The 19,022-nt window shown below is 65.5% G+C and carries 14 protein-coding genes; 9 read left to right on the top strand and 5 right to left on the bottom strand.

Annotated features, from left to right (window positions below; genetic code table 11):
* Positions 1-109: 109 nt before the first annotated feature.
* Positions 110-2,047 carry an ATP-binding cassette domain-containing protein gene (locus GEV05_04235; protein ID MPZ42608.1) on the bottom strand — a complete coding sequence of 646 codons (1,938 nt, stop codon included), beginning with the start codon at positions 2,045-2,047 and terminating at the stop codon, positions 110-112.
* A gap of 236 nt (positions 2,048-2,283) precedes the next feature.
* Between GEV05_04235 and GEV05_04230 the strand changes: the two genes are divergently transcribed.
* On the top strand, positions 2,284-3,945 hold the full coding sequence (locus GEV05_04230) for a glycosyltransferase family 39 protein (protein MPZ42607.1): 1,662 nt from the start codon (positions 2,284-2,286) through the stop codon (positions 3,943-3,945).
* Between the two features lie 237 nt (positions 3,946-4,182).
* Here the strand turns inward: GEV05_04230 and GEV05_04225 are convergent, their stop codons facing one another.
* Complete coding sequence (locus GEV05_04225) at positions 4,183-5,820, bottom strand: glycoside hydrolase (GenBank protein MPZ42606.1); 1,638 nt, start codon at positions 5,818-5,820, stop codon at positions 4,183-4,185.
* Positions 5,821-5,940: 120 nt separating this feature from the next.
* Positions 5,941-7,263: a glucose-1-phosphate adenylyltransferase gene (gene glgC, locus GEV05_04220; GenBank protein ID MPZ42605.1), complete on the bottom strand. Its 1,323-nt coding sequence runs from the start codon at positions 7,261-7,263 to the stop codon at positions 5,941-5,943.
* Positions 7,264-7,556: 293 nt separating this feature from the next.
* On the opposite strand from glgC, the gene GEV05_04215 reads away from it, so the two are divergent.
* The 6 genes from GEV05_04215 to glgA all read left to right on the top strand — a co-directional run bounded on the left by GEV05_04215 (position 7,557) and on the right by glgA (position 14,090).
* The gene (locus tag GEV05_04215) at positions 7,557-8,390 is read left to right on the top strand and encodes a redox-regulated molecular chaperone Hsp33 (GenBank protein MPZ42604.1); all 834 of its coding nucleotides are present in this window, start codon (positions 7,557-7,559) and stop codon (positions 8,388-8,390) included.
* A 105-nt stretch (positions 8,391-8,495) separates the two neighbouring features.
* A complete protein-coding gene (locus GEV05_04210; protein MPZ42603.1) occupies positions 8,496-9,686 on the top strand; it encodes an acetyl-CoA C-acyltransferase in 1,191 nt (396 codons plus the stop codon).
* A gap of 127 nt (positions 9,687-9,813) precedes the next feature.
* Positions 9,814-10,353, top strand: a complete 540-nt coding sequence (locus GEV05_04205; GenBank protein ID MPZ42602.1) for a phasin family protein — start codon at positions 9,814-9,816, stop codon at positions 10,351-10,353.
* A gap of 203 nt (positions 10,354-10,556) precedes the next feature.
* The gene (locus GEV05_04200; GenBank protein ID MPZ42601.1) at positions 10,557-12,200 is read left to right on the top strand and encodes a glucose-6-phosphate isomerase; all 1,644 of its coding nucleotides are present in this window, start codon (positions 10,557-10,559) and stop codon (positions 12,198-12,200) included.
* A 145-nt stretch (positions 12,201-12,345) separates the two neighbouring features.
* Positions 12,346-12,552, top strand: coding sequence for a hypothetical protein (locus tag GEV05_04195; protein ID MPZ42600.1), 207 nt, complete (start codon positions 12,346-12,348; stop codon positions 12,550-12,552).
* On the top strand, positions 12,549-14,090 hold the full coding sequence (gene glgA / locus GEV05_04190) for a glycogen synthase GlgA (GenBank protein MPZ42599.1): 1,542 nt from the start codon (positions 12,549-12,551) through the stop codon (positions 14,088-14,090). The genes GEV05_04195 and glgA overlap by 4 nt, the downstream gene beginning before the upstream one ends.
* Here glgA and glgP read toward each other — a convergent pair.
* Together glgP and GEV05_04180 are read right to left on the bottom strand one after the other, a co-directional pair.
* Positions 14,050-16,608: an alpha-glucan family phosphorylase gene (gene glgP, locus GEV05_04185; GenBank protein ID MPZ42598.1), complete on the bottom strand. Its 2,559-nt coding sequence runs from the start codon at positions 16,606-16,608 to the stop codon at positions 14,050-14,052. The two genes, glgA and glgP, sit on opposite strands and share 41 nt — an antisense overlap.
* A gap of 192 nt (positions 16,609-16,800) precedes the next feature.
* Positions 16,801-17,346 carry an oligoribonuclease gene (locus tag GEV05_04180; GenBank protein ID MPZ42597.1) on the bottom strand — a complete coding sequence of 182 codons (546 nt, stop codon included), beginning with the start codon at positions 17,344-17,346 and terminating at the stop codon, positions 16,801-16,803.
* 61 nt (positions 17,347-17,407) lie between these two features.
* Between GEV05_04180 and GEV05_04175 the strand changes: the two genes are divergently transcribed.
* Positions 17,408-18,658, top strand: a complete 1,251-nt coding sequence (locus tag GEV05_04175) for a M48 family metalloprotease (protein MPZ42596.1) — start codon at positions 17,408-17,410, stop codon at positions 18,656-18,658.
* Between the two features lie 21 nt (positions 18,659-18,679).
* Complete coding sequence (locus tag GEV05_04170; protein MPZ42595.1) at positions 18,680-19,021, top strand: 4a-hydroxytetrahydrobiopterin dehydratase; 342 nt, start codon at positions 18,680-18,682, stop codon at positions 19,019-19,021.
* Position 19,022 lies beyond the last annotated feature (1 nt).

The raw sequence follows: 19,022 nt of genomic DNA, 5'->3' as shown, positions 1-19,022 counted from the left end.
GCTGCGCGCAGCCACATCGATCGGGTGCAATTGCGCCATTCCGGCGCGTTCAACCTGGGCACCTGTCGACAGCGCTGCGCTCGCATCCGCCATCGACTCGACATCCGAGTCAGGCCTGCTCCAGCACGCTCAATGCGTCCTGCAGTTCGTACCAGCGTTCCTCGGCTACCTGCACTCTCGTCGCGATTTCTGCCCGGCGCTTCTGCAAATCCGCAATGACGCCGGCATCGACACTGCCGGACGCGGCCTCGATCAGCCTGCCATCGATGGCGTCGGTTTCGTCGCCGAGCGCGTCCATCTCATTTTCGAGCGCGCGAATCTCGCTCTCGAGCGGACGGCGCCGGGCGGCGGCTTCGTCCTGGCGCCGTGCACGTTCCCGCCGCTCCTCTTTGCGGCCCGCGCGGGCGTCGGCCGAGCCTGGACGGGCAGGCTTGTCGGACTGGAGCCAGGCGCGATAGTCATCCAGATCGCCATCGAACGGAGAAACCCGCCCGCCGGCCACCAGCCAAAGCTCGTCGGCGGTCGTGCGCACCATGTGCCGGTCGTGCGAGACCAGCACCACCGCGCCCTCGTATTCCTGCAGCGCCAGCGTGAGCGCATGCCGCATCTCAAGGTCGAGATGATTGGTGGGCTCGTCCAGCAGCAGCAGGTTGGGACGCCGGCGCACGATCAGCGCCAGCGCGAGCCGCGAGCGCTCTCCGCCGGAGAACGAGCCGACCGGCACCAACGCCTGATCGCCGCCGAATCCGAACCGCCCGAGGTAGTCGCGCAGATCCTGCTCGCGGGCGTCCGCATCGATCCGCGCATTGGTCCGCGCATTGGTCCGCGCATTGGTCCGCGCATTTGTCCGCATTAGATGCTGCAATGCGCTTTCGTCGTCGCGCAGCTGCTCCAGCTGATGCTGCGCGAAGTAGCCGATCGCGAGCCCTCGTCCCTCGGTGCGCTTGCCCGCGAGTGGCGATTCGGCAGCGGCGAGCGCCTTCACCAGGGTCGACTTGCCGGCGCCGTTGCGTCCCAGCAGCGCAAGGCGCGAACCGGGCAGGATGGAGAGCTCGACTTCGTGCAGTACCGTGCGCTCGCCGTAGCCCAATCTCGCGCCTTGCAGAACGATCAGCGGACTGGGCGCGGCCGTCGGCGAATCGAAGCGGAAACCGAACGCCGAGTCGACGTGGGCTGGTGCGATCGCCTCCATGCGCGCAAGCGCCTTGAGCCGGCTTTGCGCCTGGCTGGCCTTGGTCGCCTTGGCACGAAACCGGTCCACGAACCGGCGCAGGTGCTCGATCTCGCGTTGCTGCTTCGCGTACGCGGCCTGCTGCGTGGCCAGCGCCCCCGCACGCGCCGTTTCGAACGCGGCGTAGTTACCGCTGTAGCTCACGATGGTGCGGCCATCGAAGTGCAGCACGCGCTGGACGGTCGCATCGAGAAACTCCCGGTCGTGCGAGACCAGAAACAACGTCCCGGGATAGCCGGCAAGCCAGCGCTCGAGCCAGACGATGGCATCCAGGTCCAGGTGATTGGTCGGCTCGTCGAGCAACAACAGATCCGAACGCGCGATCAATGCTCGGGCGAGATTCAGGCGCATGCGCCAACCGCCCGAGAACGAGGCCACCGGCGCCGAATGCTCCTCGAACGCAAAGCCGAGACCATGCAAGAGCGTCGCTGCTCGACTCTGCGCGCGGTAGCCATCGATCGCTTCGAGCTTGTCATGCAGTCGGGCCACCTCGCCGCCGTGATGCGCCGCCTGCGCCTCATCCAGTGCCGCCTGCACGGCGCGCAGATCTGCGTCGCCGTCGAGCACGTAGTCGATTGCCGCGCGTTCGACCGCGGGCGTGTCCTGCAGCACGCGCGCGATCGCAAGCCCGGGCGGCATGTCGATGTCGCCGCTTTCGGCGCCCAGGTCGCCGGCAAGAAGCGCGAGCAGCGTCGACTTGCCGCAGCCGTTCGAACCGACCACGCCGATGCGGCTGCCGGCATGCAAGGTGAGATTCACTTCCGAGGCAAGCACGCGAGCGCCCCGGACGATGGAGAGGTTGCGCAGAGTGATCAAGGCGGGACAGGTTTGCGGCAACTCGATACGGTACGAATTGTAGTTCAAGCAGCGCCGCCGACAGCACGATGGCCACGAAGCAATGCGCCGAGGAAGATCGACCGGGGTGACTCGCACGCGGTGGCAGCCAACCCGAAGCAAGCCAGCGTGAATTCGCGCCTGCTGGGCGTACCGCATCAGGATTTGGCCCGTGCCCGATCGAAACCATGCAGGCGGCGTTCACGTAGAATATGCCGGTGCTGAACGCGATTCGAACCGAGCGACCCGCCAACAACAACGTCATGGTCGCTCTTACCTTGTCGATCTGCGCAGCCTGGATCATCCCCGGGCTGATGGGTCACGATCCCTGGAAGCCGGACGAAGCGTATACCTTCGGCCTGGTCTATTCAGTCTTGCAAGGCGGCAGCTGGACCGTGCCGATGCTTGCGGGCGAACCGTTCATGCAGCAGCCGCCGCTCTACATACTGACCGCGGCGCTATTCGCAAAGGCGTTTTCCTTCCTGCTTCCCGTGCACGACGGCGCCCGGCTCGCAACGGCGGCATACATTGCGATTATGTTCGGCTTCACCGCGGCCGCGGGACGAGAGTTGCACGGCCGCAATCGAGGCTGGGTTGCCACCTTGCTGTTGCTCGGATCGGTCGGGCTCGCCGTGCGCGCTCATCAGCTGATTGCCGACAGCGCCTTGGTCGCCGGCTTCGCCATCGGCTGCTACGGACTCGCCCTGATGCCGCGGCGGGCGATCGCCGGCGGCCTATGGCTCGGCACCGGGGCGGGCCTGTGCTTCATGGCGAAGGGCCTGTTCGCGCCGGGCGTGCTCGCCCTCGCGGCTGCAATCCTGGTGCTGGGGTGCCGGGCCTGGCGCCGGCGTGCGACGCTGCCCGGCGCGGCCGCCGCGCTGGGCGCGGTTGTGCCCTGGCTTCTGATCTGGCCCCTCGCCCTTTACTCGCAATCGAGCGAGCTCTTCTGGCAGTGGTGGACACATACGTCCGCCTGCTTCCTCGGTACCCAGGAGGCGAGCTTTCATAACGATCGCCTGCACTATCTTCGCATCCTGCCGTGGTACGCATGGCCGTCGCTGCCGCTCGCGCTTTGGGTGTTATGGGGAACCCGCGTGTCCCATTTCGGCCGGCCGGCAGTTCAGCTTCCGGTAGTCGTGTTCGCGGTGGCGCTCATGGTCCTCAGCGCGTGCGGGCCCATGCGCGAGCTGCATGCCATGCCACTGCTCGTGCCGCTCGCCTTGCTGGCCGCGCCGGCGGTCGACAACATGCGTCGCGGCGCATCCAACTCGATGTACTGGTTCGGCGTGATGGGCTTCAGTTTCTTCGCCGTTGTAGCCTGGGTGTACTGGAGCGGGCTCGAGCTCGGCATCCCCGGGCGACTCTCACGCCATCTTCACAAGCTGCAGCCCGCTTACGACAGCCACGTGCGCTGGTTGCCACTGCTGGCCGCCATCGCTTTCTGCGGCCTCTGGGTCGCGTTGCTGGCGAAGCTCGAGCGCATGCTGGAGCGTCCGGTCGTCGTATGGGCGGCCGGCATGACGCTCATCTGGGGATTGCTCAATACCCTGTTCCTGGACTATGCCGATACGAGCAAGAGCTACCGCAGCATGGTGGCCGAGCTCGTCCAGACGCTGCCCGCCGGGTACGATTGCATTTCCAGCCGCGGCCTCGGCGAATCGCAGCGCGCCATGCTGCACTACTTCGGCGGCATCGTGACCTATCGCGAGGAAGCGCCCGAGCGCCGGCGCACCTGCGATCTGCTGCTGGCGCAAGGCGAGCGTTCGGAACCGCCCGAAATTCCACCCGGCTGGCACCAGGTATGGGAGGGAACGCGGCCCGGAGAGAACGACGAGTATTTCTGGCTCTACGGCTACGGGCCGCCGCAACCGCTGCGGTAGGGCGGGAAGCTCATGTCGCGCGTCCTCCGAACGCACAGCGCAGGCAATCCGCCAAGGCGTCGGCCGCCGGCGCCATTCGCTTTGCGGTCGATCCCCGCAAGCGGGGCGCCTCATGAACCGTCGAGCGAACTGAACCGCCGGAGCAGCGGCGCCTGGCGCCACTCGACTTGCGGTCGATCCCCACTTTGTGGGGCCCCTCGCCCGGGAGTCTCATGTCGCCCCCCTCGCCCGGGAAGCTCATGTCGCCCGCCGCATGGCGCCGCCGGCCTCGGGTTCGCCACCGCCGTGACTGATCGGCTGCAACAACTCGGCCGGAGGTTGCAATTCGAGCAATCGATAGAGCTCGGTCAGATTGCGCCGGAAAAGCCGATCGAAGCTCGCCACCGCATGCGCCGGGTTGTAGTCGCCGAACCACCAGAACCAGTCGGAGGCTTCGCACACGGCGAGCCGGCGCTCGGCCGCAGCCAGCTCGGAGGGCGTGAGCCGCCCGCTCGCCGACACGAGGTCGAAGCTGCGCTTGGCCGCGCACAGAAGACCCCACGCGCGGTTCTTGTCGTGCGAGCCGATCCAGGTCGAGAAGGTGCCGTAGACCCAGCTGCCGGCAACGATGCGTTCGAGCGGCTCGCGCACGCGCTCCAGGCACTGCACCGGCAACCGCGTGCGGATCGATGCATGCGACTCGAGCGCGCCATAAAGATCCTGCAGGAAGTAAAAGCCGTTGTACGGGTAGTACTCCCAGGCGTTCTCGCCGTCGAGCATCACGCTCACCAAGGGCACGTCGCCTTCGGCCGCATCGCGTGCGATCGTTTCGAGCTCGGAGACGAAATGGCTGGATGCGTCCTTGCCATGCCATTTCGCGTATTCGAACCCGATCAGATCGGACAAGCGGTCGTCGCGAAACAGCAGCATGAGACCGCTCGTCTGGTACGGCCGGTACAGGAATCGGTTCTTGTCGTCGGCGGCGCGCCCGAGCGAACGCAACGAGTTCGCAGCCACCGTCTCGCTGCTCGCAGCCCACGCACAAGCCGTGCCGGTCAGCATTTCGACGAAGGCATCCGATAGCGCGCCTTCGGCCGGCCACACGCCCTTGGGCCGCGCACCGAAACGCGCTTCGTGGCTCGTCATGGCGGAGCCGAGATGCGCTGCGACCCGGCTGCGCCCGCCCGGATACGACAATTCATGCGGCAGCTCGATGCCCGGTTCGGCCTGGCGCGCGCTGGCAAGATCGAGCAGCAAGGGCGCCAGCGGATGCTGCTGCGGCGTAGTGGTGAGCTCGACCCGTCCGCTCGCCGCGAGCGCGCGAAAGCGCGGAACGATACCGCGCACGACGCGGCCGATCAGATCGAGCAGAGCCGCGCGGTCCGCAGCCGAAAATTCCGATCCCTTCGTCATGAGCTGCACAACGAGCGCGTGTTCCCTGCGTACCGACTCGCCGGTCCACGCGAGGTGATACCACGTCAGCAGGTCGGCGAGGTACTGGCCCGACAGGTAGCTGCATGAAGCGTCTCCGCCCTCCTCGCACTGCAGGTAAAGCGCGTGCAGGGCACGATAGGCCGGAAAGGGCTCGATCATGCGAGCGTGGTTGCTGCGAAAACAGCTCTCGAGCACCAGCGCGCGCTCGGTCTCGTCCATGCGATCGGGATCGGCATGCACGAGCAGCCGCAGGAGCGGATCGCGCAACTCGCGGCTCTCGAACTGGCGCGCGTAATCTTCGATCTGATCCAGCAGAACCGGCACCAGGTTGACGGTTGCATGCATGCCCGTGCGCTGCTCGAGGTGCCACGCCATGTCGGAGTAGTCCTTGAGCGCATGCAGATACACCCACGGGAACAGGAACTCGCCGCTGGCGGGGTCGCGATAATCGGGCTGGTGCATGTGCCACAGCAGCACCAGGTCGAGCGGTCGGCTCACGGCAGCACGAAACCGGCCGTCTGGCCCGGATATTTATTGGTTACGCTTCGGGCCGGCCTGGTGAAATATCCGGGCAAGCCGGGCTCAGCGCGTGACATGCGTCTGCTGGCCGAGCTTGTCCGCAGTGACCAGCGTAACGCCCCGCTCAGTGACGAAGAAGTTCCTGGCGCGGTCGGCTTGCACATCGACGCCGATCTGCATGCCGTCGGGAATGATGCAGCGCTTGTCGACCACGACCTTGCGCAATACCACGCCGGCTCCGACCGTCACGTCGGGCAGCACGACGCAATCTTCGATGACGGCTCGGTTGTCGACGCGCACGTTGGAGAACAGCAGCGAACGGCGCACAGTGCCGCCGCTGATGATGTCGCCGCCGGATACGAGCGAATCGATCGCCATGCCGCGGCGGCCGTCGTCGTCGTCGAATACGAACTTGGCCGGCGGCAGCTGCTCCTGATGGGTCCAGATGGGCCATACGTCGTCGTAGAGATTGAGCGCGGGCGTCACGCGCGTCAATTCCATGTTGGCTTCCCAGTAGGCGTCGACGGTGCCGACGTCGCGCCAGTACGGCGTGCCGTTCTCGCTCCCCACGCAGGAGTCGCCGAAGCGATGCGCGTAGACGCGGTAGCGTGGCACCAGGTGCGGAATGAGGTCCTTGCCGAAATCGTGCTGCGAGCCCGGTTCGTCGGCGTCGCGAATGAGCTGCTCGAACAGGAACCGGGTGCTGAATACGTAGATGCCCATGCTGGCGAGCGCCACACCCGGCTTGCCGGGTACGCACGGCGGCTGGGGAGGCTTCTCGACGAAGGAGACCACGCGATCGTTCTCGTCGACCCCCATGACGCCGAACGCGCGTGCATCTTCCGCCGTCACCTCGATGCAGCCCACCGTCACATCGGCCGCGGTCTGCTCGTGATAGGCGAGCATGCGCCCGTAGTCCATCTTGTACACGTGATCGCCGGCGAGGATCAGCATGTACTGCGGATCGTAATCGCGCAGGACGTCGAGGTTCTGGAACACGGCATCCGCGGTGCCCTTGTACCAGGCTTCCACGATGCGTTGCTGCGCGGGCAGGATATCGACGAACTCCTTCATGCGCCCGTCGAGAAAGCTCCACCCGCGCTGGATATGCTGGATCAGGCTCTGCGCCTTGTACTGGGTCGCCACGCCGATGCGGCGAATGCCCGAGTTGACACAGTTCGAGAGCGGAAAATCGATGATGCGGAACTTGCCGCCGAACGGCACGGCAGGCTTGGCGCGCCAGTCGGTCAGGCCCAGCAGCCGGCTGCCGCGGCCACCGGCCAGGATGAGAGCGTACGTGTTCTTGGTGAGGCGGCTTACGTAACGCTCGCCGCGATCGATCGGCGACTGCGGTACGGGTCTCGAAGGCGGCGCGCCTGGCGTCATGGTTCGACGTGGAATTCGTTGCGGAGGGGCAGGACTGGGCGTCGCGGCGACGCGTCCTATAATTCGTCGCGGCCTATGAGACACGAGCACTGCAACAAAGTCAATCCGCGCCCGATCGCGCCGGCGGATGCGCAACCGCTTGCCCGCACGACACTGGGCGCGGTTGTCGCTGCGCGTGAGGAGCTTGCGGTGCGAGGCGCGCTGCCCCTCGGCGCTGAGCGTGCAGCATCTGACGCGCGCTCAGCGCTGTCGCTCGCCGTTCGCATCGTTCACTGCCGCTTGGCGTCAATGCCGTGAGCGATTTCCTGCACGGATTCATGTTCGAGCACGTCGCGGTACGCGGCGCGATCGTCCAGCTCGATGCGGCATGGCGTTTCATGCGCACGCTGCGCGCCTATCCGGGCGTGGTGGAATCGTTGCTCGGCGAAGGCTTGGCTGCGGCGGCCCTGCTCGCTTCGACGCTCAAGCGCACGCACGGCAGCCTGCTGCTGCAGATGCAAGGCGATGGCGCGCTCCAATTGCTGCTCGCCGAATGCTCCAGCGATTACGGATTGCGCGGAACCGCGCGCTGGAGCGACCCGATCCCGGCAGCACCCTTGAACGAGCTGATCGGCACCGGGCGCTGCGTCATCACGCTGGGCGGCAACGGCGGCGCGAGGTACCAAGGTATCGTGCCGATGGAAAGCAATTCGCTGGCGCAAGCGCTCGAAGATTACATGCGCCGATCCGAGCAACTCGAAACGCGCATGCTGCTGCACGCCGATACGGAAGCCGCGGTCGGTCTGCTGCTGCAGCGTATCCCGGACCGTACCGACGCCGACCCCGACGATTGGAACCGGGTGCAACATTTCGCGGGCACCGTGAGCGCGAAAGAGCTGCACGAGCTGCCCGTCCCGACGCTCTTGCACCGGCTGTTCCCGCAGGACGATGTGCGCGTGTTCGACGGGCGAGCGTTGCGCTTCGCCTGTTCCTGCTCGATCCAACGCGTGCAGAACATGCTGACCGGCCTTGGGCGCAGCGAAGTCGAGGAAGTGCTCGCCGAGCGCGGCCGGATGGAGGTGAGATGCGAGTTCTGCGGCCAGCTGTACCTCTTCACCGCCGAGCAATGTCGCGCGCTTTTCTCTTGACCGATCGCTCAGAGCCGGGATGGCAGTCGCAGCTGCGTGGCGGGTCGATACGCTACACCGAGGACTATAATGTGCCGGCCGAGGCGGCGAGCGAAAAGGAGCATCATGGACGGCAAACGCGAAGTGGTGGTAGTGAGCGGCGCACGCACCGCGATCGGAGACTACGGCGGCGCGTTGAAGGATGTTGCGCCCACGGAGCTGGCTGCGACCGTGGTGCGTGAAGCCGTCAAGCGATCGAAAGTTGTGCCGGAAGAAGTCGGCCAGCTGGTGTTCGGGAACGTGATCCATACCGAGCCCAAGGACATGTACCTGTCGCGGGTGGCCGCGCTCCAAGGGGGGCTCGGGCAGGAAACGGTTGCGCTCACGCTCAATCGGCTATGCGGCAGCGGCCTGCAAGCGGTCGTCAGCGCCGCGCAGAGCATCGCAGCGGGTGATTGCGATACGGCGGTCGCGGGCGGCGTCGAGTCGATGAGTCGCGGCGGCTATCTGCTGCCGACTCTGCGCTGGGGCCAACGCATGGCCGACGGCGGCGTCGTCGACATGATGGTCGGCGCGCTGACCGATCCGTTCGATACCGTGCACATGGGCATCACCGCGGAGAACATCGCCGAGAAATGGAACATCTCGCGCGAGGAACAGGATGCGTTCGCGGTGGAAAGCCACCGGCGCGCCATCCATGCGATCGAATCCGGGCGCTTCAAGGAGCAGATCGTCCCGGTGGAGATCAAGACGCGCAGGGGCAGCATCGTGGTGGATCGCGACGAGCATCCGCGAGCCGATGCCAGCCTCGAAGGGATGGCGAAATTGCGCGCCGCCTTCAAGAAGGAAGGATCGGTCACCGCGGGCAACGCCTCGGGCATCAACGACGGCGCTGCCGCGGTGGTGCTGATGGCGGCCGAGAAGGCAAAGGCCAGCGGGTTGAAGCCGCTGGCACGCCTGATGTCCTATAGCATCGCCGGCGTCGATCCGAAGTACATGGGCATCGGACCGGTCCCCGCCTGCACCCGGGCACTCGCCGAGGCCAGGCTCGGCATCGACGACATCGACGTGGTCGAGTCCAACGAAGCCTTCGCGGTCCAGGCGCTCGCGGTGGCAAGCGACCTGAAGCTGCCGGGCGCCAAGACCAACCCCAACGGCGGAGCCGTCGCCCTGGGCCATCCGATCGGCGCCACCGGCTGCATCCTGACGGTCAAGGCGCTTTACGAGCTGCAGCGTACGGGCGGGCGTTATGCGCTGGTGACCATGTGCATCGGCGGTGGGCAAGGCATCGCCGCGGTATTCGAACGGGCCCGGTAAGCGCGCGTCCAAGTTCGCTCCGCTGCTGGATGCTGCAGCACAGAAATATCGCTTGACAAGGTCGTGACAGCCCCTCTAGACTCGCGTTTGTTGCACTGCATCAATATCAGCCAAATAGAGGGCCATCATGGAGCAAGCACCCGAACGTTTCATGCAGCTGGGCAAGTCGAGCATGGAAGCGGCTCTGAGCGTTGCCAACATCACGTTGCAAAGCACCGAGCGTCTCATCGATCTGAATCTCAAGACCGCCAAGGCGGCGCTGGACGAAAGCCTGCGCAAGGCCAAGGCGCTGACCGAAGCGAAGAACGTCCAGGATCTCGTCGCGCTGCAATCGAGCGACGCGCAGCCTGGTATCGACAAGGCACTCGCCTATTCGCGCAGCGTGTACGAGGTTGCCACGCAGGCGCAAACCGAGCTCAACAAGCTGGTGGAAGCGCGGCTGACGCAGGTGAACGAAGAGCTCATCGCGGCGCTGGACAAGGCGGCCAAGGCCGCCCCGGCCGGCTCGGAACCCGCCTTCGCCGCTTTCAAGTCCGCGCTGGTCATGGCCAATAGCGCCTACGATACCTTCGCCAAGGTAGCGCGCCAGGCCACGGACGCCGCGGTCAACAACGGCTCGCAAGTCGCGGCGCAAGTAGCGAAGAACGCCAGGAAGAAAGCGCACTGAGCTCTCGACACGCCCGGATCGTGCAATCACAGGCCCCGTCCCCGACGGGGCTTTTTATTTGCGCAGGGGACTTTGCGCCCCATGCCGGAAATCGTTGCGGACGGCCATGACCCGTTCGTTCGGTTCGTTTCATCCGGCCGGCTAGAATGATCGTCTGCGAACGAGGTGGCCGCCTTTGAACGAGGTGGCCGAACGAGGTAGCCATGTCACGCCTGACCGAATCGCCTGCCTGGAAAACGCTCGCCGCGCACCGCGCCGACATCAACGGTGTCCACATGCGCGAACTGTTCGCCGCCGAGCCACCGCGCAGCGAACGCTACACCCTGCAAGGGGCAGGGCTCATGCTCGATTACTCGAAGAACCTGGTCGTCGACGCAACGATGCCGTTGCTGCATGCGCTTGCGAGGCAGCAAGACGTGCCGGGCTGGATCGAAAAAATGTTCAACGGCAGCCGCATCAACGACACCGAGGGCCGAGCCGCCTTGCACGTCGCCTTGCGCGCCACGACGCCGATGCTGCTCGATGGCCAGGACGTGATGCCGGCGGTGCTGCGGGTGCGAGAGGCGATGCGCCGCTTCAGCGACAGCATTCGCAGCGGATCGATCGCCGGCTATACCGGCAAGCCGATCCGATCCGTGATCAACATCGGCATCGGCGGCTCCGACCTGGGCCCGCTGATGGCCACCGAAGCGCTGACACCGTACCGACATCCGCGCATCACGCCCTATTTCGTCTCCAACGTCGACGGCACGCATCTGGCCGAAGTGTTGAAGCGCGTGCAAGCCGATAGCACGCTCGTCATCGTCGCCTCGAAAACCTTCACGACCCAGGAGACGCTGGCCAATGCAGCCTCGGCGCGCGCCTGGCTCGTAGCCGAGCTCGGTTCGGACGCCGCCGTCGGCCATCACTTCGCCGCGCTCTCCACCAACCTGGCCGCCACCGGGCGCTTCGGCATCGACCCTGCGCGCGTGTTCGAATTCTGGGACTGGGTCGGCGGGCGTTATTCGCTGTGGTCGGCGATCGGCTTGTCGCTGGCGCTGGCGATCGGCATGGATCGATTCGAGCAGATGCTTGCCGGCGCCAACGCCATGGACGCACACTTCCGCGCAGCACCCCTGGAATCGAACATGCCGGTGACGCTGGCGCTGCTCGGCGTGTGGTACACGAATTTCTTCGGCACCCGGTCGCACGCCGTACTGCCCTACGATCAGTACCTCGCGCGCTTTCCCGCGTACCTGCAGCAACTGGAAATGGAAAGCAACGGCAAGTCGGTCAACCGCGACGGCGAAGCGGTCGACTACGCGACCTGCCCGATCGTCTGGGGAGAGCCCGGCACCAACGGCCAGCACGCGTTCTACCAGCTGCTGCATCAGGGAACGCCGCTGGTGCCGGCCGATTTCATCGCGCCGGTCCATAGTCAGAACCCGATCGGCGAGCATCATCGGCTGCTGCTGGCGAATTTCATCGCCCAGACCGAAGCGCTCATGCGCGGCAAAACGCAGGCCGAAGTGCGCGCGGAGCTGCAGCAGCAGGGCCTCGAAGGCGAGGCGCTCGAGCACTTGCTGCCGCACAAGGTGTTTCCCGGCAACCGGCCGACCAATTCGATCGTGTTCGATCGCCTCACGCCGCATACGCTGGGCGCATTGATCGCGCTCTACGAGCACAAGGTCTACGTGCAAGGCACGATCTGGGGCATCAATTCCTTCGACCAGTGGGGCGTGGAGCTCGGCAAGCAGCTGGCCCAGCGCATACTGGACGAAGCAGCCGATCCGGCGCGGCAAGGCGCACACGATGCGTCGACTTCGGCGCTCATCCGGCATATGCTTTCGCACCCGAGCCGGACATGAATCTCGCTGCTATTGATCGTTCCGTATTGGACGGCAGTCCAGTACGGACGCGACGCTCCCCTCTCCCCCCGGGGGAGGGGTTGGGGGTGAGGGACGAGCGTGACATGAAATGGGGAACGCTCGATAAGACACACGAGGTCATTGCATGAACGAAGACGCTTTCAACATGAGCATCCGAAAATTCCTCAAGACCGTGGGCGTGAAGTCGCAGCACGAGATCGAACAGGCGGTTGCGCACGCCCGCGCGGAAGCGAAAATTCAGGGGACCGAATCGTTCCCGGCCACCATGACACTGCGCATTCCGGCGCTCGGGCTGGAAGTGCAGTTCGACGGCCGCATCGAGCTCGAATAAGCGCGCGGCGCTACGTGACGGCATCGTTGCGCGTCCTGTTTGCCGCCTCGGAGTGCGCGCCGCTCACCAAGACCGGTGGTCTGGGCGATGTCGCGGCTGCGTTGCCCGCGGCGTTGCGCCGCCTCGGGGTCGATGTGCATGTGCTGCTGCCGGGATACCGCGAGGTTCTCGGCGCCGTAAGCGCGCATGCAGTGGCACCGGTACCGCCCAGCGCCGGTTTTCCGCCGGCGCGCCTGTTGGCGGCAGAGCATCCCAACGGCGTGCCGCTGCTGATCCTCGCCTGCCCCCAGTTATACGAGCGCGAAGGCGGCCCGTATCTGAACCCGCAGGGCCTCGACTGGCCCGACAATGCGTTGCGCTTCGGCCTGCTGTCCCACGTCGCCGCCTGGCTGGCTTCTGCGCACAGTCCCTGCGACTGGCGCTGCGATCTCGTCCACTGCAACGACTGGCAGACCGCGCTCGCGCCCGCATACCTGCACTGGTCGGGCAACACCGACATACCCAGCCTCGTCACCATTCACAATCTCGCCTACCAAGGTATTTTCCCGCCCGACGTACTGCCCAGCCTGGGATTGCCTGCGCAGAGCCTGGACATCAACGGCCTGGAGTTCCACGGCAAGGTTTCGTTTCTCAAGGCGGGCCTCTACTACGCGCGGCGCATCAGTACGGTGAGCCCCACCTATGCGCGCGAGATACAGTCCGAGCCGCTCGGCTTCGGCCTGCACGGGCTGCTCGCCGCTCGCACGGGCGAGCTGGAGGGAATACTCAACGGTGTCGACCTCGATACCTGGAATCCGGCGACCGACCCGTGCTTGAGCGCAACTTACGACGCCGCAAGCCTCGCCCGCAAGTCGGAAAACACCCGGGCCCTGCGCAGCCGCTTCGGCTTGCAGCCGCGGCCCGAGCAGCCGCTGCTCGGCGTAGTCAGCCGCTTGGTTGCGCAGAAGGGCATCGATCTGGTGGTGCAGGCCGCCGATGCCTTGGCTGCCCTGCCGGCGCAATTGATCGTGCTCGGCACCGGCGATGCGCCGATCGAGCAGGCCTTGGCGGCCATGGCCGCGCGCAACCCCGGCAAGGTTGCTGTCATCCGCGGATTCGACGAACCGCTGTCGCACCTGATCGAAGCGGGCGCGGACATCTTTCTCATGCCGTCGCGCTTCGAGCCGTGCGGGCTCAACCAGATGTACAGCCAGCGCTACGGAACGCTGCCGGTCGTGCGCCGCACCGGTGGGTTGGCCGATTCGGTGGTGGATTGCACGCCGCGCTCGCTCGAATCGGGCGCGGCCACCGGCTTCGTGTTCGAAGCGGCGAGCCGGCAAGCGCTCGTGGCGGCGGTGCGGCGGGCAGTCGCCGCATGGCGTCGACCCGAGATATGGCAGCGCTTGCAGCGCAACGCCATGGCGCGTGATTTTGGCTGGGCCGCGAGCGCCCGGCGCTACATTGCGCTATACAAGACGATGCGGACCGCCGCCGCATATCCGTCCCCGGCGCCCGAGCTCAGAGCCAGATCATCAACCCGGTCTCGAACGGATGGGTGAGCAGCTCATGGCACGGATAGGCCCGAATGCGGTATTCGAGCTTGCCGCAAAGCTCGGGTGAGAGCTCGAGCGAAAACAGGTCTTCGCCGAGCTCGTTCTTCCTGCCTTCCCATTCGAGCTCGTAACGGGCCGCCTGGTGGGTGCGCGGTTCGCCGATCGGGCGGCCCATGATGAGCTCCACCACGACGTCGCCGTGCGTGAGCCCATTGAGCCTTACCGCCACCTCGATGGTCAGGCTGTCGCCGAAGGCGATATGCGCGCTCGGCGCGTCCATGCGGCGCAAAGTCACGCCGGGCCAGGCCTGCTGCACCTTGCTCTTCCAGTGGGCGACCAGGCATGCCGCCTCGTGGTTGTTCTCGCCGTAGCGGCGTCCCTGTTGCGATGCCGGCAGATAGGTCTTGCGCACATACTCGGTCAGCATGCGGCTGGCATTGAACCGGGGCAGCAGGCTCACGATGGAATGCTTCGCCATGCGCACCCAGCCGGGCGAATAACCCAGCTCGCCGCGCTCGTAGTAGAGCGGTGCCACATGATCCTGCAACAGCTCGTACAGCGTGACCGCCTCCTCGTGGGCACGGCGCGCATCGTCCAGCTGCGCCGCCGCCGGCTTGATCGCCCAGCCGTTGTTGCCGTCGTACGCTTCCCCCCACCAGCCGTCGAGCACCGAGAGATTGATGCCGCCGTTGATCGCCGCCTTCATGCCCGAGGTGCCGGAGGCCTCCATGGGATAGGTCGGGTTGTTGAGCCAGACATCGCAGCCGCAAACCAGGCGCCGCGCGAGTCGCATGTCGTAGTCCTCGACCAGCAGCAAGCGTCCTTCGAACTCCGGCAGGCGCGACATGCGATGCACCTCACGGATGAGATCCTGTCCCGGCGCATCGGCCGGATGCGCCTTGCCGGCGAAGATGAACAGGATGGGCCGCTTCGCGTCGGATACGATCTCGCGCAGCCACTCGAGGTTGTCGAACAGCAGCCCCGCGCGCTTGTAGGTCGCGAAGCGACGCGCGAAACCGATCGTGAGCACGTTCGGATTGAGCGGATCGGCCAGCTTCAGCAGGCGGTCCAGGTGCGCTTCCGAGCCATCGTTGCGGAAGTGCTGCTGCGCCATCCGGTGGCGCACCAGGTGCAGCATCTGCGACTTGAGCGACTGGCGCACGCTCCAGAACAGCTGATCCGGGATGCGATAGATCCCCTGCCAGAATTCGCTGTTGCCCAGCCGATGCGCCCAGCCGAAGCCGAGGTAGCGCTCGAACACCTCGTGCCACTCCTGCGCGAGAAAAGTCGGCACGTGCACGCCGTTGGTGATGTAAGTGAGCGGGTTTTCCTCCGGCTCGATCTGCGGCCACATTCCGGCGCAGATCGATGCCGACACATTGCCGTGAATGCGCGAGACGCCGTTCTGGAAACGCGAGCCGCGGATGGCGAGCGCCGTCAAGTTGAAATCGCCTGAATCGGGGGCGCGCCCCAGCGCCAGCAGCGCTTCCCGGTCGATGCCGAGATCGAGCGCGTGGCGCTCGAAGTACTGCCACATCGTGTCGGGATTGAAATGATCGTGGCCGGCCGGCACCGGGGTGTGCGTGGTGAACACCGTGTTCGCCGCCACCGTCTCGAGCGCCGCGTGAAAGTCCAGCCCCTGCTGCACCAGCGCGCGCATGCGCTCGAGCACCAGGAATGCGGCGTGACCCTCGTTGATGTGCCATACGGTCGGCTTGAGCCCCAGCGTAGCGAGCAGGCGCACCCCGCCGACACCGAGCACGATCTCCTGTTCGATCCGGGTGGTGCGATCGCCGCCGTAGAGCTGGTGGGTGATGTCGCGGTCGTGTTCGGCGTTGGGCTCGATGTCGGTATCGAGCAGGTGCAGCGTCACGTGCCCGATGCGCGCGTGCCAGGCCTTCGCCATGACCGTGCGCCCGGGGAACTCGACGGCGACGCGAATCTCATTGCCGGCCGCGTCCAGCGAGGGCTCGATCGGCATCGCCTCGAACTCGCTGTCCCGATAGCTCGCGTGCTGATTGCCTTCGGCGTCGATGATCTGCGAGAAGTAGCCTTGCCGGTAGAGCAGCCCGACGCCGACGAACGGCAGGCGCATGTCGCTCGCGCTCTTGCAGTGATCGCCGGCAAGAATGCCCAGGCCGCCGGAGTAGATCGGAAAGCTTTCATGGAAGCCGAATTCGGCGCAGAAGTACGCGACCAGGTCGGTGCTTCGGAGCCACTCGGAGCCGTCGCGGCGCAACGGCTCGGTATGGTAGGTGTCGTAGGCGGAGAGGACCTTGTTGAAGGTGCCGAGAAAAACCGGGTCCTCCGCCACTTCCAGCAGGCGGCGTTCGTCCACGCGCTGCAGGAACGCTCTTGGATTGTGGGCCACGGCGTTCCACAACCCCGGGTGCAGCAGGCCGAAGAGTCCGCGCGTGGGCCGGTCCCACGAATACCAGAGATTGTTCGCCAGCTCGTTCAACCGCTTCAGCCGCGCAGGAATGCGTGGCTGTACTTGCAGCGTGTATGCGGTGCCTTTGGTCATGCTCGATCCTTAACCCATCCGACCGCAGCCGGGATGATTGCGCTCACGCTTTTTGTCGCTCCCGCTTGTTGTATCGGCGCGCGCTGCCGGTTCGGAAGTCGGGTTGGGCCGGCATCGCCCACCGACGATTCGCCAGCCACGTTGTTGGCGCGGGCGGGTTGCACCGCTTGCAGCGCCTGCCGGCATGACCGTCTACAGACGCAGAAAGTGCTCGCGATAGTATTTCAACTCGCCGATCGACTCGTGGATGTCGGCGAGCGCTTCGTGTTTTCCCGCCTTCACCAGCCCGTCGAGCAGCGCCGGACGCCAGCGCCGGGCAAGCTCCTTCAGCGTGCTCACGTCGAGATTGCGATAGAGGAAGTACGCCTCCAGGCGCGGCATGTAGCGAGCGAGAAAGCGCCGGTCCTGGTGGACCGAGTTGCCGCACATCGGCGAGGTGGACGGCGGCACGAGCTCGGAAACGAATTCCAGCATGCGCTGCTCGGCCTGCGCCTCGGTCGTCGTGCCAGCGCGCACCCGTTCGGTCAGTCCGGTACGGGCATGCGTGCTCGTGTTCCAGGAATCCATCGCGCCCAGGACGCTGTCCGGCTGATGTACGACCAGAACCGGAGCTTCGGCCACGACTTCGAGATTAGCGTTCGTGACCACGATCGCGACCTCCAGCACTTTGTCCCGGTCGGGGTCGAGCCCGCTCATTTCCATGTCGATCCAGATGAGGTTGGCGGCGTCCTGTGCCATAATGATCCCGCGCTTGAGCCGGCTTTATTGTGGCACAAGTTCAGCAGCTTCCGAAGATTCCATGCATCCATTCACGGCCCTGTTCCTGGCCGCATTGCTGCTCGCCACCGCGGTGCGGTTGTATCTGGCATACCGGCACGTGCGCTACGTGTGCGCGCACCGCGACCGCGTGCCGAGCGCATTCGCCGGCGCCATCCCGCTCGAAGCGCATCGAAAAGCGGCCGACTACACGGCGGTCAAGACCCGCTTCGGCATGCTCGGCACGCTGCTGGACGCGGTCGTTCTGCTCGCGCTGACTTTCGGCGGGAGCTTGAACTTCGCGCACCAGGTGGTTTCCGACCTGCTCGCGCCCGGGCTCGGACAAGGTATCGCGTTGATTGCTTTGGTGGCGATTGTATTGAGCCTGATCGAGATCCCGTTTTCGCTTTATCGTACCTTCCGCATCGAGGAGCGCTTCGGCTTCAACAAGATGACGCTGAAGCTGTTCCTGATCGACCTTGTCAAAGGGGCGCTGGTTGCGGCGCTGCTCGGTTTGCCGCTGGTGACGCTCATCCTGTGGCTCATGGACGTGGCGGGCAGCCTCTGGTGGCTCTATGCCTGGGCCGCGTGGAGCGCTTTCAACCTGCTCGTGCTCGCCATCTATCCCACGTTCATCGCGCCCTTTTTCAATCGCTTCTCGCCCATGCAGGACGAAGCTTTGAAGGTGCGCATCGAGCGGCTGCTGGCCCGCTGCGGCTTCCGTGCGCAGGGTTTGTTCGTGATGGACGGGTCACGCCGCAGCAGCCACGGCAACGCCTATTTCACCGGCTTCGGCCGCTCCAAGCGCATCGTGTTCTTCGATACCCTGCTCGAGCGCCTCGAGCACGCGGAAATCGAGGCCGTGCTTGCGCACGAGCTCGGACATTTCAAGCACAAGCACGTGCTGAAGCGGATCGCATGGATGTTCGCCGCCAGCCTGGGATTGTTCTGGCTGCTCGGCAGTCTCATGAGCCACGACTGGTTCTATCGTGCGCTCGGCGTACAATCCCCCTCCACGGCCATGGCGCTGCTTCTGTTCTTCCTGGTGCTGCCGGTGTTCACGTTCCTGCTGCAGCCCGTGGCTGGGTTCTATTCGCGCCGGCACGAGTTCGAGGCCGACCGGTATGCCGCGCAAAACGCCTCGGCGGGCGAGCTCAAGCAGGCGCTGATCAAGCTGTACAAGGACAACGCCTCGACCTTGACACCCGATCCCTTGCATTCGGTCTTCTACGATTCGCACCCCCCCGCGGCCGCTCGCATCGCGCGCCTGGAAGCAGCCGCACCGGCTACCTGAGGCTGCAAGCGGAGAATCGCGATGAGCGCAACAGCGACGCAACTGAGCGCGAAGAAGTGCAAGCCTTGCCAGCGCGGGGATACGCCACTTTCGCTCGCGGAGATCGAGCGGTTGCTGCTTGAGCTCGACGGTTGGGCGCAGCGCGACGGGGTGATCACGAAGACTTTCCGCTTCCCGGATTACTGGCACACCATGGCGTTCGTCAACGCCACCGCCTGGATTTCTCACCGCGAAGATCACCACCCGGATCTGCATGTCGGCTACAACAGTTGCCGCATCGACTATTGCACGCATGCAATCGACGGCTTGTCGGAGAACGACTTCATCTGCGCCGCCAAGGTGGACGCGCTGCTTCGCCTGTAGC

It is taken from the genome of Betaproteobacteria bacterium (genome assembly GCA_009377585.1).
Classification (GTDB): Bacteria; Pseudomonadota; Gammaproteobacteria; order Burkholderiales; family WYBJ01; genus WYBJ01.
The sequence above is the reverse complement of the archived record's forward strand: the minus strand, read 5'-3'. Positions and strand labels throughout refer to the sequence as shown.

Excerpts from the sequence above, each read along its gene's own strand:
- GEV05_04175 (MPZ42596.1), top strand. The coding sequence starts at position 17,408 with ATGCATCCATTCACGGCCCTGTTCCTGGCCGCATTGCTGCTCGCCACC.
- GEV05_04180 (MPZ42597.1), bottom strand. The coding sequence starts at position 17,346 with ATGGCACAGGACGCCGCCAACCTCATCTGGATCGACATGGAAATGAGC.
- GEV05_04195 (MPZ42600.1), top strand. The coding sequence starts at position 12,346 with ATGAACGAAGACGCTTTCAACATGAGCATCCGAAAATTCCTCAAGACC.
- glgP (MPZ42598.1), bottom strand. The coding sequence starts at position 16,608 with ATGACCAAAGGCACCGCATACACGCTGCAAGTACAGCCACGCATTCCT.
- glgC (MPZ42605.1), bottom strand. The coding sequence starts at position 7,263 with ATGACGCCAGGCGCGCCGCCTTCGAGACCCGTACCGCAGTCGCCGATC.
- GEV05_04200 (MPZ42601.1), top strand. The coding sequence starts at position 10,557 with ATGTCACGCCTGACCGAATCGCCTGCCTGGAAAACGCTCGCCGCGCAC.
- GEV05_04205 (MPZ42602.1), top strand. The coding sequence starts at position 9,814 with ATGGAGCAAGCACCCGAACGTTTCATGCAGCTGGGCAAGTCGAGCATG.
- GEV05_04210 (MPZ42603.1), top strand. The coding sequence starts at position 8,496 with ATGGACGGCAAACGCGAAGTGGTGGTAGTGAGCGGCGCACGCACCGCG.
- GEV05_04170 (MPZ42595.1), top strand. The coding sequence starts at position 18,680 with ATGAGCGCAACAGCGACGCAACTGAGCGCGAAGAAGTGCAAGCCTTGC.
- GEV05_04225 (MPZ42606.1), bottom strand. The coding sequence starts at position 5,820 with ATGCACCAGCCCGATTATCGCGACCCCGCCAGCGGCGAGTTCCTGTTC.